Raw genomic sequence first — 16,617 nt, forward strand, 5'->3', positions numbered from 1 at the left:
ACTTCTCTTTCTATTGTTTCTCTTATGAGATTTCTTGCCAAGTTACCATAGCTTGTGCATTGGTATCACCATCGCTGGAAATCTGATGATTGCTCTCTAATCCATTCAAATCATAGCTAGAGGTAATCTGCCCACCAGGTCGCACTTCCTTGACATACTTGAGGTGAACTTTTTTGGGAACGTGTTTCATGAGAAAATCAGCACCCATAACTTCAAAAATCCAGTCCAGATACTTGCTGTTGTTGACATGACCATTCATGTCTAAATCATAAAACCGAACATGATAATCTTTACTAGTCGAATCTTTCAGTTCTGGATATTTTGGTCCACGAATCAACTTTTTAGAAAATTCTGCCTCGTAAGGCGCAACAATCTTTGGCTCTACAGCGTGCACTTTTCGACTGTCTCTGTCCATAAGGACAAAGGTAGCCATCATTTCAATCACAGCAACATCATTTTCATCAAAAACGGTAAAACGACGATAACAAAAGAGACGATTATAGGAAAGTGCTTCTGTTTCAATCGTCATTTCTTCACCAAATTTAGGTACCCGTATCACATCAATATCATAGTCAGTAATAATCCAGACCAGATTGTATCTCTCCAGCATATCCTTGTCGCTAATCCCCAAGTCAATAGACTGCAAACCTGATACCTGTAAGGACAGCAAAATGACATCAGGCAGCTTGATATGACCATTCATGTCTGCCATATCAAACGGAATTTTCATTTTCATTTGATAAGTTAAACCCATAATTTACTCCAATATAAATTTCTCTGCGACCGTATCACCTAAAAAAAGACCCTTTTTAGTCATACGGACGATTTCTTTATCAGGAACTAAGAGTCCTTGCTCAGTCAATTCTGTTATTACATGACCATACTGCTGCTCAAAAGAAATACCAAATTTTTCTTCAAAACGCTTTTTAGAAACACCTGACTTCTTACGCAAGCCCAGAAACATCTCCTCTTCCATCATCTCTTGCTTACTCAGATGTTCCTCACTCACACGAGCATTGCCCTTTTCAACTGCCTCTAAGTAATGACGAATCGGACCATGATTTTTGTAGCGAACCCCATTGACATAGCCGGAAGCTCCAGCCCCAATACCAAAGTATTCTGCATTGTCCCAGTACATGAGATTGTGTTGACTCTCAAAGCCTGGCTTAGAAAAGTTGGAAATCTCATAGTGTTCAAAACCAGCCTTTTCCAACTCCTCAATGATATACTCAAACATCTCCGCTTCCAAGTCTTCTTTAGGCAAAGGCAGCTTTCCTCGCCTCATCCGATTCATAAAAACCGTGTGATTTTCTAGAATTAAGCTGTAAAGACTCATATGAGGGATGTCCAATGCAATAGCCTTGGCTACGTTTTCCCGCACGTTGTCCATGGTCTGCTTGGGCAGTGCATAAATCAAATCAATAGAGATATTGTCAAAACCAGCCAATTTGAGATTAGTGATATTTTCATAAATATCTTTCTCTAAATGGCTACGCCCAATTTGCTTGAGCATGCGATTATCAAAAGTTTGCACACCTAGAGATACTCGGTTAACAGCCGAAGCCTTTAAAACAGCAATCTTATCTGGATCCAAATCACCTGGATTGGCCTCAATCGTCAACTCTTCTAAACATGATAAATCCAAACTTTTCGTCAGCTCTGCTAGCAAAAATTCTAATTGAGTGGGGAACAGAGACGTTGGAGTCCCACCACCAATATAGAGCGTCCGCAACTTTTTTATATCATAAGCTCTATACTCCTGAATCAAATGCTCTAAGTAAGCATCAACAGGCTGATTTTTGATAAAAACTTTGGAAAAGTCACAATAATAACAAATTTGAGTACAAAATGGAATGTGTACATAAGCAGAAGTTGGTTTAGTGTACATAGTATTTATTATAGCATAAATTTAGTATATAGATGTTTCAAAGCGCACATAAAAATTTATAGACTCTTATCAATATATTCTTGCTAAGCAATAAAAACATAGTAAGTATTCAAAAACTTTCAGCTTAATTTTCTACTTCAGCTTGAACTTTTTTCAAATAATGATTTGTCAGTAAAAATGCCATCATTACAAGAGCAATCAGAAAAGTACCTGCTAACAAATAGCCCACTAAATCTGGTGATACCAAAATGAAATAAGCGCTCACTGCAATAATGATTATGTAAATAATCATAGCAACAATGCCCAAAATCATCTTTAGTGAATTATTCTCACGATTAAATAATTCCGTCACATTCGACCAATTGGTCACTAGCAAACGTTTATCACGATGATATCCCCAAGCACTCCATGCTAAACAAGTCAATGTCCAAGCGATTAGCATCAATAGAATAGCAATAAGTTGTACACCAACCACAAATGAAAAGATTGCTAACAAAATGAATGGTAAAATGGATTGAATGACAAATAAATTCCAAAACTTAAATTTAAGATAACCTGCCATATCAAAGGGTAATACTTTCAAATAATCATAATTTTCACGTTCAAGTGAAATGCCAATTCCTGTTAAATTTGCTCCACCTGTATTTAAACTTGCTACAAATGTTGCTATCAACATCAGTGGAAAAGCAAATCTTGTTGTCAAATAAGGAGAAATCATTTCACTATTCTGCATAAAACTAGCCATTAACGGAATTAGAATAAAGTAAGGTAACACACTAGGCATCAAAAGAGTTTGTAATAAGACGGAGCCATCACTGATTAGGTTTAATTGATAGCACAACACAAACTGCGGAAAGTTCCTAAGTCCATTCATCTTGAAAATTTTCGTTCGTTTTTGTCTATTGACCGTTGCTGTTGTGGTCATTGCAGCTTCATAAAATTCTGGTAAAACCTTTCGCTTAACAATTATAAATAATATAGCAGCTACGACTACCCAAGCTCCCATTCCCAGCAAGGAATTCAAAGCAAAAGGTTGCATACTGAAAGCATGAAAAATCGTCATTGGCGGAAAATAAGCAGGTTGATCCTGCAATATTGCGTTTTTAACGTTAGAGTTATTTTGCAAATTCACCAATAAAATCGCACCAAAAGCCATTATTGTAGCAAGAGCCAGTAAAATATTAGAGGCAAGCTTTTTATATTTCCTAAAAATAGTTGTTTTCGTAATAAAATGAACACCAACCAAAAGAAGGAAAATAAGTGTCGAAAACAGTACTCCTAACGAAATAAGCAGAATAGGGATTGCAAGCCAGATTGGTTGACCTGATTGCATTTGCAAACCAATAAAGTAAATAACAATGGGAAACACTCCCATTAAAGTAGTTAAAAGAACAGAAAATCCTTTCCCAACCATAATTTCGCTCTCACTAAAGGCATAAGGTCGGTAAGCTTGCAAGTCTTTACTTTCATAAAAAACATTGTAAAAGGAAAGAAATCCCTGTGCAAAGATGAAAAGATAAAAGATGCTGACAAAATTCGAAAACAGCCCTGGATTTTGAGCAAGCGGTAAAAAAGCACCCTGTACACCAAATATACAAGCATACAAAATTCCAACGTAGAGATAGTTCATCACTAGATTTCTAGCAACATTTCCTTTTTTCTTTGGATTTTTTTGCTGTTTTTTACGATAACTAGAAAGCCTAGTTGATTGCGTCGTATAAATGATATTTGCATGAATGAGGGAGCGAATCGCTTTAAGACGCATCAGGGACTCACCTCTTCTCTACGACCTGCCAAACTGAGGTAAATACTTTCTAAGGATTTTTCAGGATGTTGACCTTTCAATTCCTCAATCGTACCGTAAAACAACAATTCTCCCTTTTTGAGAATGGCAATACGGTCACACAATTGCTCTGCCACTTCTAAAACATGGGTTGAGAACAAAATAGTATTCCCTTTATCTGCATGCTCTCGCATCATTTGTTTAAGGTCAAAAGCCGCCTGCGGATCCAAACCAGTTAAAGGCTCATCCAACACCCAGATATCTGGATCAGACAAAAGAGCACCAATGACAAATACTTTTTGTCGCATTCCATGTGAAAACGATTCAATAACTTCATAGCGATGAGCTGTAAAATCAAATAATTCCAGTAGCTCCGTTAAACGTTTCTCATAATCTGAAGGACTCATATCATAAGAAGTTCCAACCAATTCCCAGAATTCATTTGCTGTCAGACGTAAGAATAAATCCGGCGAATCAGCTACATAACCAATTTTCTTCTTGATTGCCAACCGATTAGCCGCTAATTCCTTACCATCCACAAAAATCTGACCATGCGTTGGATTAATCACACTAACCAATGATTTGATCGTTGTTGATTTTCCAGCACCATTGTGTCCAATTAATCCTACAATTTCTCCACTCTGAAGCGTTAAATTCAGATGATTCAACGCTATCTTGTCATCGTACACTTTTGTAACATCATTAAATTCAATCATAAATTCTCCTATCTATTGAATGTTTTCAGCATGATACAAATAAAAGTAAAAATTCTTTCTCTTTATTCAAACATATATATTCATTAACAATTCATCATTAGTTTTCCAAAAAAACAAAATAATGCCTCTTTAACTAGTATCTGCCAACTTCAAAATTTTCTGAAAGGTTTTCCCATTGCGAATAGTCAAAGACTTGTAAAAACTAGATTTGAGTAGCTTCTTGTAGTAGTTGGACTTGAGATAGTCAGCCTGATCGCTATTTCTGTAAAAGAAGGCTGTCTGACCGAAATGCAGCAGCTCCCTGTCATTTGACCAGTTCCTTGCCTATTCCTCTATCTGCTCGTGACTGGCTTCCGGCAGGTAAAAGAGGACATCGCGCCGATAGGCTGCCTCATCCTGCCACCAAGCAGGCAGTTTTGCCACTTCTTCTTAGAGAATAGCAGAGCTGAGCAGGACAAAAGGGATTGGAAAGTCATAGGATTGACTGAAATAAGCCGTCAAAATCGTCCTAATCTTTTTCTCGTGCTCCTAATTGTCAAAAAAGAGATTGCCGCTGTTGATGTAGGAGATAGGGTTCTCAAAACTGAGTCCCGTCAAATCGGCCTTCAAATCAGCCATAGCTACCTTGTTTTTCCCACCGACATTAATGCCGCGAAGTAAGAGTGTGTAACGCATTCTTCTTTCCTTCTTGCTTTGTTTATCTTTCTAATCCACCGCCTTAATCTCCAAAATCATATCGCGGATTTGGGCGGCCAGCTCGAAGTCCAGAAGACCAGCCGCTTCTTGCATTTGTCCTTCTAGCTTTTTAATCATATCCTTGCGTTCCTGCTTGTTAAGACTTTCAATATCTACCACTTCTTCCTTGTCTGGTAGAGAGGCTTTTGTCACACTGATTAAATCACGAATTTCTTTCTGGATTGTTTGCGGTACAATACCATGTTCTTCATTATAAGCCATTTGAATCTGACGACGACGGGCGGTTTCATCCATAGCTTTTTGCATGGAATCTGTGATCGTGTCAGCGTACATGATGACGTGGCCTTCACTATTACGGGCAGCTCGACCAATGGTTTGGATTAAACCACGCTCATTGCGTAAGAAACCTTCCTTGTCTGCATCAAGAATGGCAACCAGACTAACCTCTGGCACATCAATTCCTTCACGCAACAGGTTGATTCCGACTAAAACATCAAAGACACCTAACCGCAAGTCGCGGATAATTTCTGTCCGCTCTAGAGTCTTAATATCCGAGTGCATGTACTTGACCTTAACACCCATTTCTTTAAAGTAATCCGTCAGATCTTCTGCCATCTTTTTAGTCAACGTTGTGATAAAGGTTCGCTCATTCTTCTCTGCACGCGCATTGATTTCCCCTAAAAGATCATCTATTTGCCCCATAGTCGGACGCACTTCAACTTCTGGATCCAGCAGTCCAGTTGGTCGAATAATTTGCTCAATTACTGTATCCGTCTGCTCCCGCTCATAATCACCCGGCGTAGCGGATACGTAGACAATCTGGTGCACATGACTTTCAAATTCTTCCCGACGCAACGGACGGTTATCCAAGGCAGAAGGTAAGCGAAATCCATAATTAACCAACATTTCTTTCCGAGAACGGTCACCATTATACATACCTTTGATTTGCCCCATAGTCATGTGACTTTCGTCTACCATGATTAAAAAATCATCAGGAAAGAAATCTAATAAAGTGTAAGGTGGCTCACCTTCACTCCGTCCGTCCATGTGGCGAGAATAATTCTCTACACCATTCGTGTAGCCCATTTCGCGCAGCATTTCAATATCATAGTCCGTTCTTTGCTTCAACCGCTGAGCTTCTAAAAGCTTCCCTTCTCTTTCAAAAAAGCCTAGCTGATCTTCTAATTCCGCTTGAATTTTACCAATGGCAATTTCCATATTTTCGTCATTGGTCATAAAGTGAGTGGCAGGAAAAATAGCTAAATGGTCTACTTCGCCCAACACTTGACCTGTCAATGCTTCCACTTCTCGAATGCGGTCAATTTCATCCCCGAAAAATTCCACCCGAAAGGCATGTTCATCGCGAGAAGCTGGGAAGATTTCCACAACATCGCCACGCACACGAAATTTTCCTCGTTGAAAGTCAATATCATTGCGCTCAAATTGAATATCAACCAAATCATTGAGAAGTTGATCCCGCGAAATCTCTAAGCCCGGACGTAGACTGACAACACTATCAGAATATTCCTTAGGCGACCCCAAACCATAAATGCAACTGACTGACGCCACAACAATCACATCGTTGCGCTCTAAGAGAGCCGAGGTTGCTGAGTGACGAAGTTTGTCAATCTCATCATTGACCGAGCTGTCCTTCTCAATATAGGTATCACTGGAAGGCACATAGGCTTCTGGTTGGTAATAGTCATAGTAAGACACAAAATACTCTACCGCATTGTCAGGAAAAAACTCCTTAAATTCACCATAGAGCTGACCAGCCAGAGTTTTATTATGAGCGATAACTAGGGTCGGTTTATTGACCTTTTGAATGACCTGACTCATAGTATAGGTCTTCCCAGTTCCTGTCGCTCCCATGAGAATCTGAGCTTTCTCACCACCCTCTATATTATCCACTAATTGCTCAATCGCCTGTGGTTGATCTCCTGAAGGCTCATACTTGGAAACTAATTTAAATTTATTGTCCGTAATTCTATTTATCATTATTCTTTTCCTCTATACAATCTTCTCTTATTTTATCACAATTCTTAAAATATCACTGACTTAGGATATAAAGAATCTCACCTAGTAAAACTAAGTGAGATTTGATTTTCTAAATTGCAATGCTGTAGGCAATTTTTCTTCTTTTTTAAGAGACCAATACAGATAGGCAATACTGAGAATTAACACCAGACTGGTAAAAATAGAACCTTCTGCTCCAAATGCCCCACCCGAAAGCCAATCAACACTAGATTTCGTATTATAGGCAAAGACGGAAGCTTCTGCTCCCTGACCGCTGACCTGAATACCATAAATATTACCTTGAACAAAATTCCAAGCCCCATGGATACCAGCCAGACCCCACATATTGTCCGTTTTTAGCATGTAAAAACAAGCGAAAATACCATCAAGAATAATGTTGATAATCGAAAGAAGCGTTACACCGGGATTCAATAAATGGAGAGCACCAAATAGACCAGCAGAAATTAAGATACCGACTAAAATATTTGACTTGGCAGTAACAGTAGGAAATAGCCAGCCACGCGTCACCAATTCTTCTGTTCCTCCTTGTAAAATCCAAAACGGAATCAGGGCGATAATAAAGAGAAAGGACTCCAAACTAAGATGGTTGAGTTCTAACCTACCTAGACCTGTCAGCAAAAGCAAGACAACTATGAGAGAAAACTGTGCCGCTCCAATCAAAAATCCTTGTCCTAATTCTTTAAACCAATTTTCCTTAAAAAAACCAAGACTTGAAAAAGGTCTTTTTTCAGCGCATTTCACCCAAAGAAAGAGAGCTAAAGAAATAAAGGAAAAGAGGAAGAGTTGGATGAAAATCATATAATGTGATATCAGTTCTTGTATCATTACAAAGCCCGCCCCAGAATGAACAAGGCCAAGCACAAGACCCAGCAGTATCGAAATTGGAACCAATGCAAGCCCACCGACAATTTCACCTCCATAAACAAAAACAATCGAGAGGATAACGGCCAACCAAATAGGCGGAATGTAACGGGACTGTTTCACATTATCAAGCATACGAGATTTAAACATAAAATTCCCTTTCTATTTTTTATTATTATATCATATTTATTTTACGCAAATCAAAAAAGAAATTTCCGTCCATGTTATAAAATCTAACATAAAAATGCGAAATATTTGCCTTTCGAAGATATTTCTGGTATAATTTAAAAATATTCTTTAAAGGAGAGACTCATGAAGAAAAAAATTATAACTTTTTTGTTAGCTTTACTACCACTCTTTGCAGTAACAGCCATTCATGCCGATACAATCAAAGTGGTATCTGATACAGCTTACGCACCTTTTGAATTTAAAGATTCCGATCAAACTTATAAAGGTATTGATGTAGATATCATCAATAAAGTTGCTGAACTAAAAGGTTGGGACATCAATATGACTTTCCCTGGATTTGATGCAGCGGTCAATGCTGTTCAATCTGGTCAGGCAGATGCTATCATGGCTGGAATGACAAAAACTAAAGACCGTGAAAAAGTCTTCACCATGTCTGATACTTATTATGATACAAAAGTTGTCATTGCAACGACTAAAGCCAATACAATCAGCAGTTATTCGCAATTAAAAGGAAAAACTGTTGGAGTTAAAAACGGAACTGCTGCTCAACGTTTTCTGGAAAAAATCAAAGACAAATATAAATTTACTATCAAAACTTTTGATACAACCGATTTGACTTACAACAGCTTGAATTCTGGTTCAATTGACGCCATGATGGACGATCAACCGGTTATCGAATATGCTATCAAGCAGGGGCAAAACTTAAAAATCTCTATGAAAGGAGAAGCTGTTGGTAGTTTTGCTTTTGGTGTCAAAAAGGGAAGCAAATATGAATATCTAGTAACGGAATTCAATGAAGCGCTTGCTCAAATGAAAAAAGATGGTTCTCTTGAGGAAATTATCACAAAATGGACAAGTTCTACAACCACGAAAACAACTAGTTCTACTCCAGAAACCACTACTCCTGCTGGTCAAAAAGCTACTCCCGTAAAATCAACATATACCATTGCGAGTGACTCTTCCTTTGCACCATTCGTTTTTCAGGATAGTAATAACAAATATACTGGGATTGACATGGATTTGATAAAAGCCATTGCCAAAGACCAAGGTTTCACGATTGAAATTACAAATCCCGGATTTGATGCCGCTTTAAATGCTGTACAATCTGGACAAGCTGACGGAATGATTGCAGGGATGTCTGTGACAGACGCTCGTAAAGAAACCTTTGATTTCTCAGAGCCTTATTACACAGCAAACGCAATCCTTGCTGTCAAAGAATCCAGCACAATTACTTCTTATAAAGACTTGAAAGGCAAAACAATCGGGGTTAAAAACGGAACTGCTTCACAAACTTTCTTAACAAAAAATCAAAGTAAATATGATTACAAAATTAAAACATTCGCTGATGCTTCTTCAATGTATGATAGCTTAAACTCTGGCTCTTTGGACGCCGTTATGGATGACGAACCTGTTGTTAAATACTCCATTAGCCAAGGTCAAAAACTAAAAACTCCAATCAAGGGAACCCCTATCGGAGATACTGCTTTTGCAGTGAAAAAAGGTAGTAATCCTGAATTGATCCAAATGTTTAACAATGGTTTGGCAAATATTAAAAAGAACGGTCAATATCAAAAAATTCTTGATAAATATTTGAAAAAAACCAGCTCTGCTTCTAGCTCTTCAGACAGTACAGTTGATGAAACAACCATTTGGGGGCTTCTCCAAAACAACTATAAACAATTGTTAAGCGGACTTGGTATCACCATTGCTCTTGCGCTTCTGTCATTTGCTATTGCTATGGTAATTGGAATTATCTTTGGAATGTTTAGCGTGAGTCCCGTCAAAGCCCTCCGCGTCATCTCAGAAATCTTCGTGGATGTCATTCGTGGAATCCCACTTATGATTCTCGCAGCCTTTATCTTCTGGGGCATCCCAAACCTTATTGAATCAATGACAGGTCATCAAAGTCCGATTAACGATTTTGTGGCTGGTACAATTGCTCTTTCTCTCAATGCTGGCGCTTATATTGCAGAAATCGTCCGTGGTGGGATTCAAGCTGTTCCAGTTGGACAAATGGAAGCCAGTCGAAGTCTTGGTATTTCTTACTCAAAAACCATGAGAAAGATTATTTTGCCGCAAGCAACAAAAATCATGTTACCAAACTTCGTCAATCAGTTTGTTATCGCTTTGAAAGATACTACAATCGTCTCTGCTATCGGTCTCGTCGAACTTTTCCAAACAGGTAAAATCATCATTGCTCGTAACTACCAAAGTTTCAAAATGTATGCTATCCTAGCAGTTTTTTATCTGATTATCATTACTCTTTTGACTAGACTTGCAAAACGCTTAGAAAAGAGGATTAAATAATGGCTAAACTAAAAATTGATGTCAATGATTTGCATAAATACTACGGGGAAAATGAAGTCCTAAAAGGAATCACAACGAAATTCTACGAAGGAGATGTGGTCTGCATTATCGGCCCCTCTGGCTCTGGAAAATCAACTTTTCTACGTAGCCTAAACCTGCTTGAAGAAGTTACAAGCGGATCTATTACCGTGGACGGCTTCGACTTAACCGACAAAAAAACAGATGTCGACTTGGTTCGTGAAAATATTGGTATGGTTTTCCAACACTTCAATCTTTTCCCTCACATGACAGTTTTGGAAAATATCACCTTTGCTCCTGTCGAGCACAAGCGAATGACACAAGCCGAAGCAGAAAAACTTGGTATGGAGCTATTAGAAAAAGTCGGGCTCTCTGATAAAGCTGATGCCATGCCAGACAGTCTCTCAGGTGGACAAAAACAACGTGTGGCGATTGCACGTGGACTTGCTATGAATCCTGATATTATGCTCTTTGACGAACCTACTTCCGCTCTTGACCCCGAAATGGTCGGAGACGTTCTCAATGTTATGAAAGAATTAGCCAAGCAAGGCATGACCATGATTATCGTGACTCATGAAATGGGATTTGCTCGTCAAGTAGCCAATCGTGTCATCTTTACGGCTGACGGAGAATTCTTAGAAGACGGCAAACCCGACCAAATCTTTGACAATCCACAGCACCCACGCCTCAAAGACTTCCTAGATAAAGTCTTGAATGTGTAATACTACTTTATGTTGGTGACAAACTTTTGTCTCGGTACCCTTTTGACATTTAACGCCTTTTTTGCTACACTAAAATCAGTAAAATTCGGAGGTAAGGAGTCTATGTACAAGAAATCTATTGCTTAAAGGAAACTTTATCTAGTAGATTTTTTGTCATGCTCTTGCCTATTTTTATAAAAGAATTTTTTCAAACTTCTCAATAATAATCTATTCGTTGCAAACTACTCCGTTTTGCAATGTTTGTTGGCAATCCAAAAACAAGAACAGCTCTACTAGGTAAATAGGGCTGTTTTTCTTAGCTCTAAAATGACAATGAACATCATAAGGAGACATATATGCTACAAATTCGACATTTAACTATTACCCATTTAAAAGATTTGAAAGACTTAGTCAATGATTTATCACTTACTGTCAATGCAGGCGATAAAGTCGGTATTATCGGAGAAGAAGGAAATGGAAAATCTACTCTTCTCAAACTACTCATGAATGACGCACTTGTTTCAGACTATGTTAGTTATACGGGAGAGATTCAAAAAAGCTATAATTGTTATGCTTATTTGCCGCAAACTTTACCTGAAAATGAAAGAAGGCTCTCCCTCAACGACTATTTCTTTGGTGATTTGGACGTAGACTTAGATTACAGCAAACTTTACCGCTTTGCTCAAGAATTACATTTTGATAGCGAACGTTTTACTAGTCAGCAAACATTAGCGACTCTATCTGGCGGTGAAACATTAAAAGTACAGCTTTTAAAAATCCTCTCTACAAATTGGGACATTCTCTTTTTAGATGAGCCCTCCAATGATTTAGACACAGACACTCTGATTTGGCTGGAAAATTTTCTTCAAAATACACCTCAAACAGTTATGTTTGTTTCACATGATGAAAGTCTTTTAAGTCATGCAGCAACAAAAATCGTGCATTTGGAATTGGTTAAGAAAAAGCAAGAAGCTAGAACAACTGTTAGGAATCTTGATTATGAAAATTACAGCCAGCAAAGACAGACCTCATTTGAAAAGCAAACTAAAGACGCAAAAAAAGAACGAGAAGAATATCAAAAAGCAATGGCAAAACACCAGCGAGTCAAACAAAGTGTGGAGCATGTCTTGCGTCATACTTATGACAGCACAGCTGGTAGATTACTAGCCAAAAAAATGAAAAATATTCTCTCACAAGAAAGACGTTTTAATCGAGAAGCCACTAAAATGACAGAGTTACCAACACAGGCAGATGCTATCAATCTACAATTTTCTACTATTACTCCTCTGCCATCTACAAAAAGAGTAGTCACTCTCAAACAGATGTATTTGAAGGTAGGGGAACGCACCTTAGCCAAAAATATAAATTTTGAACTCTTAGGGCAGGAAAAGATTGGGATTATTGGTGAAAATGGTGCCGGAAAATCTACTTTTATCAAAGAACTGCGAAATCTATTGCAAAAGAAAAAAGGCATTACGCTAGGGTATATGCCTCAAATCTATCCTGATAGTTTAAACGAAGTCGATTCTCCAATAGATTTTCTAACATCTACAGGAGAGGCTATTGAGCGAGAAAAAATCCTCACACACCTAGCCAGTCTGCAATTCACGCGCAACGAAGTACATCATCCCATTTCCCAGCTATCTGGTGGACAAAAAGCTAAATTACTGCTTCTAAAAATGGTATTAGATCAAGCAAATGTCTTGTTGCTAGACGAGCCGACACGCAACTTTTCCCCCACTTCTCAGCCACAAGTACGAAAGCTTTTTACAGACTATAGCGGTGCTATCATTACCGTTTCACACGACCGCACCTTTCTCAAAGAAGTTTGTCAGAAAATCTACCGCTTGACTGAAACAGGACTAGAGCCAGTCAGAAATGAACAGCCATAAATTTGTTCTCCTAGTTAATCTTAAACAGCCAAACTTCCTTGAGCTGTCTGCATTTGGTAATAAACGCCTTTTGCTTGCATCAGCTCTTGATGACTGCCATATTCCACAATATCTCCGTCAACCAACACTAAAATGATATCTGCATTCTGAATGGTAGACAAGCGATGAGCAATGATAAAACTGGTTCGCCCTACCATGAGCTTATTAAAAGCCTCTTGAATGAGTACTTCAGTCCGCGTATCAATAGAGGAGGTTGCTTCATCCAAAATCAGGATTTTAGGAACCGCTAGAAAAACACGCGCAATGGTCAATAGCTGGCGTTGTCCTTGTGACAAAGAATCTCCTGCATCTGCTAGATAAGTATCATAGCCATGCGGCAATTGCTGGATAAAGAAATGAGCATTAGCAGCTTTAGCTGCTGCAATTACTTCTTCTCGGCTAGCTTCTGGTCGTCCAAAAGCAATATTTTCATGAATCGTCGCTGTCTTCAGCCATGTTTCTTGTAAAACCATACCAAACTGTTGGCGAAATGAGACTCTGGTGTAATCTGTAATATCTCTGTCGTCTAGCTCAATCTTACCCGCATCTACATTATAAAAACGCATGAGGAGATTGATTAAAGTCGATTTTCCAGCACCAGTTGGTCCAACAATAGCAACTTTGCTTCCTGCTGGAACGGTCATGTTTAAATTGTGAATCAAGGGTTTATCTTTTTCATAACCAAAACGGACGTGCTCAAAACGAATCGCCCCCCGTACTGCTTCACTTGTAAGTTCTTCTTTTCCAATTTCTACAAGTTCCTTTTCATCTAAAATCATGTACAAGCGCTCCGCACAGGCAAGGGCGCTTTGTAGTTCAGCCATGACAGACGAAATATCGTTGAATGGCTTGGTGTATTGGTTGACATAATTTAAAAATGTCACTAATTGTCCGACCGTAAAGCTAGAGCCATTAATGATACGAACCGCACCAAATCCAACAACAATGGCATAAATAATAGCATTCACGAAGCGAGTCGCTGGATTGACAGTAGAGGAATAAAAGATAGCATCCTGAGAATAGTCAGCATATGTCTCATTGCCTTTTGTAAAGTCCCCAATGAACTGCTCTTGAGCATTAAAACTTTGAATCAAACTTTCTTGAGAGAGACTTTCTTCAATGAGCTGTGTCTGAAGCCCTCGAGCTGTGGTTTGTTTTTGAAACAACTTGTAACTTTTACGGGCAATAAAACGCGCAATCAGCATAGATAAGGGAGTTAAAAGCAAGACTAACACCATCATGAAAAAGTCAATCTTTGCCATTGTCACAATCGTTACAAGAATAGTCAACACGCCTACAAAAAACTGATTGAAGACCATGAGCAGACCATTATTTAACTGCTCCACGTCCGTCGTCAAGCGACTTACTAAATCACCACTCCCTTGACGATCAAGATAAGCCAAGGGAAGCCGATGAATTTTTTGAATAACTGCGTCCCGAAGTTTCTGACTATAGCTATAAATCAACTGATTATAGATTAAAGGATTGAGCCATTGAATCGCTGTATTGGCAACAATCACCAGACCCATTTTCGAGAGAATTGGAAGCAAATGCTGACTTGCATCGGGAAGTAGAACACTATCCACTGCATTCCCAATCAAAATCGGCAAATAAATGGTCAAAGCAACCTGAACAATCGTTCCAATTGTAGCTAGTAGGAAAAGCCAGCGCTGCTGCAATAAATCACTTGCAAGGCGTTTCAGACCACTTTTAGAATACCTCATTTTCATGCTTTTCCTCCTTGCTATGTTGTGAGAGATGAATTTCTCGATAAATAGCGCTCGTTTGAAGCAAATCTTCATGTGCGCCAAGAGCGACCTGATGGCCTTTATCCAAGACAAGTATCTGATCAGCTGCACGCAAGCTATTGGTTCGCTGTGAAATTAAAATCAAACTCGTGTTCTTTAACTGCTCTTTGATAGCTTGCAATAGTTTAGCTTCTGTTAAATAATCAAGTGCCGAAGTGGAATCATCCAGCACCAGAAAAGGTGCTTTTTGTAAAATAGCGCGCGCAATCGTCAACCGTTGGCGTTGACCACCGGAAAAATTCCGACCAAAAGCTTCTACTACTGCATCTAGCTGACCTTCTTTTTCCTGTACAAAGTCACTAGCCTGCGCAATATCAAGAGCCCACCAAAGTTGTTCATCCGTCACCTTGTCTTCCAAACCCAGCAATAAATTTGAGCGAATCGTTCCACAGAACAATTCTGCTTTTTGTGGCACCAAACTCATCCAAGTGCGCCACTCTTCAAGGTTTCTAGGACTTCGACCATTTTTGAAAATAACCAACTGACCAGCAGCAATCGAATACAAGTGCGCCAACAGCTGCACCAGAGTTGATTTCCCTGAGCCTGTTCCGCCAATCACTCCCAAAGTCTGACCAGATAGTACGTCAAACGAAATATTTTCCAAGGAGGGACTAGCAGCTTGTGGATAGGTAAAGGTAACATTTTGAGCAGAAATAGATCGAGCACCAACAGAATGCCGTATTGGCAGTTCTGATAACACATCTTCCTCTTCCTGTTCAAAAACCTCTTGGATTCGTCCAGCGCTGATGTAACTTTGATTCAAAGAGGTGATGAGCATCGCCAGTTTCAACAACTCTATCAAGATTTGCAAAAGGTAATTGACTAAAGCAACTAATTTCCCCTGCGTCAGTAAATCCTGTCCAATAGCTAGATTCCCATGCCAAATAACCATGACCAATGTGCTATTTACCACTAAAAAAGTCAACGGGCTAATCAAGCTCGACCAAACTCCTGTTTTTATCTGCCAGGTCTTATAAATTTCATTGGTATCTCTAAACTCATGAATTTCTTTATTTGTTTGCCCAAAGGCACGGATAACGCGCATACCTTGCAGTTGTTGGCGTGTCATATTGACAATTTTATCTGTAATCTGGCGAATTTTAGCGTACAGCGGATTTACCAAGCGTGACATGATATAGATAATACCCGTTAGGATGACAACCATGAGTAAGAACCACAGTGTAATACTTGGACTAATCAAAAATGCCATAACAATCGAGCCAAAAACAATAATCGGCGCGCGCAAAAAAAGACGAAGAAATTGGTTGATACCGGTCTGAATTTGATAAGTATCACTTGTTAAACGAGTGACCAGACTAGATGTCGTCAAGTTATCTCGACTAGCTTTTGGCAAACGCATTATTTTTTGATATAAATCTTTAGTTAATTGACGTGTAAATCCTACCGCTGCTTTTGAGGAATAATACTGAGCAATAATCGCCACAACAACACCAAACGATGCTAGGACAACCAGTAAAAAGACCATGGTATAAAGATGCGCACTATCTTTTTTAGGGATTGTTTGGTCTACAATTGTTGCAACCAAAATTGGCACCAATAGTTCAAAACTAGCTTCTAATAATTTAAAAAGTGGCCCCAACAAGGATTCTTTGATATATCCCTTAAAATATTTCAATAAATCTTTCATGAAATCTCTTTTCTTATACAAAACTAGTTCTATT

11 protein-coding genes and 1 pseudogene are annotated in these 16,617 nt (G+C 38.8%); 3 read left to right on the top strand and 9 right to left on the bottom strand.

Translation table 11 applies throughout. The features are described 5' to 3' along the window. Positions 1 to 22 precede the first annotated feature (22 nt). The 7 genes and pseudogenes from IYQ23_RS00865 to IYQ23_RS00900 all read right to left on the bottom strand — a co-directional run bounded on the left by IYQ23_RS00865 (position 23) and on the right by IYQ23_RS00900 (position 8,131). Complete coding sequence (locus IYQ23_RS00865) at positions 23 to 754, bottom strand: acyl-[acyl-carrier-protein] thioesterase (RefSeq protein WP_195673805.1); 732 nt, start codon at positions 752 to 754, stop codon at positions 23 to 25. 3 nt (positions 755 to 757) lie between these two features. Continuing rightward, the gene (hemW, locus tag IYQ23_RS00870; RefSeq protein WP_195673806.1) at positions 758 to 1,888 is read right to left on the bottom strand and encodes a radical SAM family heme chaperone HemW; all 1,131 of its coding nucleotides are present in this window, start codon (positions 1,886 to 1,888) and stop codon (positions 758 to 760) included. 124 nt (positions 1,889 to 2,012) lie between these two features. Beyond that, a complete protein-coding gene (locus IYQ23_RS00875) occupies positions 2,013 to 3,653 on the bottom strand; it encodes a hypothetical protein (RefSeq protein ID WP_195673807.1) in 1,641 nt (546 codons plus the stop codon). Then, positions 3,653 to 4,387: an ABC transporter ATP-binding protein gene (locus IYQ23_RS00880; protein ID WP_195673808.1), complete on the bottom strand. Its 735-nt coding sequence runs from the start codon at positions 4,385 to 4,387 to the stop codon at positions 3,653 to 3,655. Before IYQ23_RS00880 ends, IYQ23_RS00875 begins: the two co-directional genes overlap by 1 nt. A 129-nt stretch (positions 4,388 to 4,516) precedes the next feature. Then, positions 4,517 to 5,062: pseudogene (locus tag IYQ23_RS09440) on the bottom strand (DUF1697 domain-containing protein). Between the two features lie 30 nt (positions 5,063 to 5,092). Next, a complete protein-coding gene (gene uvrB / locus IYQ23_RS00895; RefSeq protein WP_195673809.1) occupies positions 5,093 to 7,081 on the bottom strand; it encodes an excinuclease ABC subunit UvrB in 1,989 nt (662 codons plus the stop codon). A 90-nt stretch (positions 7,082 to 7,171) separates the two neighbouring features. Next, positions 7,172 to 8,131, bottom strand: coding sequence for a CPBP family intramembrane glutamic endopeptidase (locus tag IYQ23_RS00900; protein ID WP_195673810.1), 960 nt, complete (start codon positions 8,129 to 8,131; stop codon positions 7,172 to 7,174). 162 nt (positions 8,132 to 8,293) lie between these two features. Here IYQ23_RS00900 and IYQ23_RS00905 point away from each other — a divergent pair, with 162 nt between their 5' ends. From IYQ23_RS00905 to IYQ23_RS00915, 3 genes are all read left to right on the top strand, one after another. Continuing rightward, positions 8,294 to 10,477: an ABC transporter substrate-binding protein/permease gene (locus IYQ23_RS00905; RefSeq protein ID WP_195673811.1), complete on the top strand. Its 2,184-nt coding sequence runs from the start codon at positions 8,294 to 8,296 to the stop codon at positions 10,475 to 10,477. After that, entirely contained in the window at positions 10,477 to 11,217 is a 741-nt protein-coding gene (locus IYQ23_RS00910; protein ID WP_022525918.1) for an amino acid ABC transporter ATP-binding protein, read from the top strand. Before IYQ23_RS00905 ends, IYQ23_RS00910 begins: the two co-directional genes overlap by 1 nt. A 335-nt stretch (positions 11,218 to 11,552) precedes the next feature. Then, complete coding sequence (locus IYQ23_RS00915) at positions 11,553 to 13,088, top strand: ATP-binding cassette domain-containing protein (protein ID WP_195673812.1); 1,536 nt, start codon at positions 11,553 to 11,555, stop codon at positions 13,086 to 13,088. A 20-nt stretch (positions 13,089 to 13,108) separates the two neighbouring features. On the opposite strand, the gene IYQ23_RS00920 is transcribed toward IYQ23_RS00915, so the two are convergent. Then, positions 13,109 to 14,857 carry an ABC transporter ATP-binding protein gene (locus IYQ23_RS00920; protein ID WP_195673813.1) on the bottom strand — a complete coding sequence of 583 codons (1,749 nt, stop codon included), beginning with the start codon at positions 14,855 to 14,857 and terminating at the stop codon, positions 13,109 to 13,111. Further along, the gene (locus IYQ23_RS00925; RefSeq protein ID WP_195673814.1) at positions 14,838 to 16,583 is read right to left on the bottom strand and encodes an ABC transporter ATP-binding protein; all 1,746 of its coding nucleotides are present in this window, start codon (positions 16,581 to 16,583) and stop codon (positions 14,838 to 14,840) included. The genes IYQ23_RS00920 and IYQ23_RS00925 overlap by 20 nt, the downstream gene beginning before the upstream one ends. Positions 16,584 to 16,617 lie beyond the last annotated feature (34 nt).

The sequence above is a fragment of the Streptococcus sp. HF-100 genome (assembly GCF_015594635.1).
In the GTDB taxonomy this organism is placed as follows: domain Bacteria; phylum Bacillota; class Bacilli; order Lactobacillales; family Streptococcaceae; genus Streptococcus; species Streptococcus vaginalis.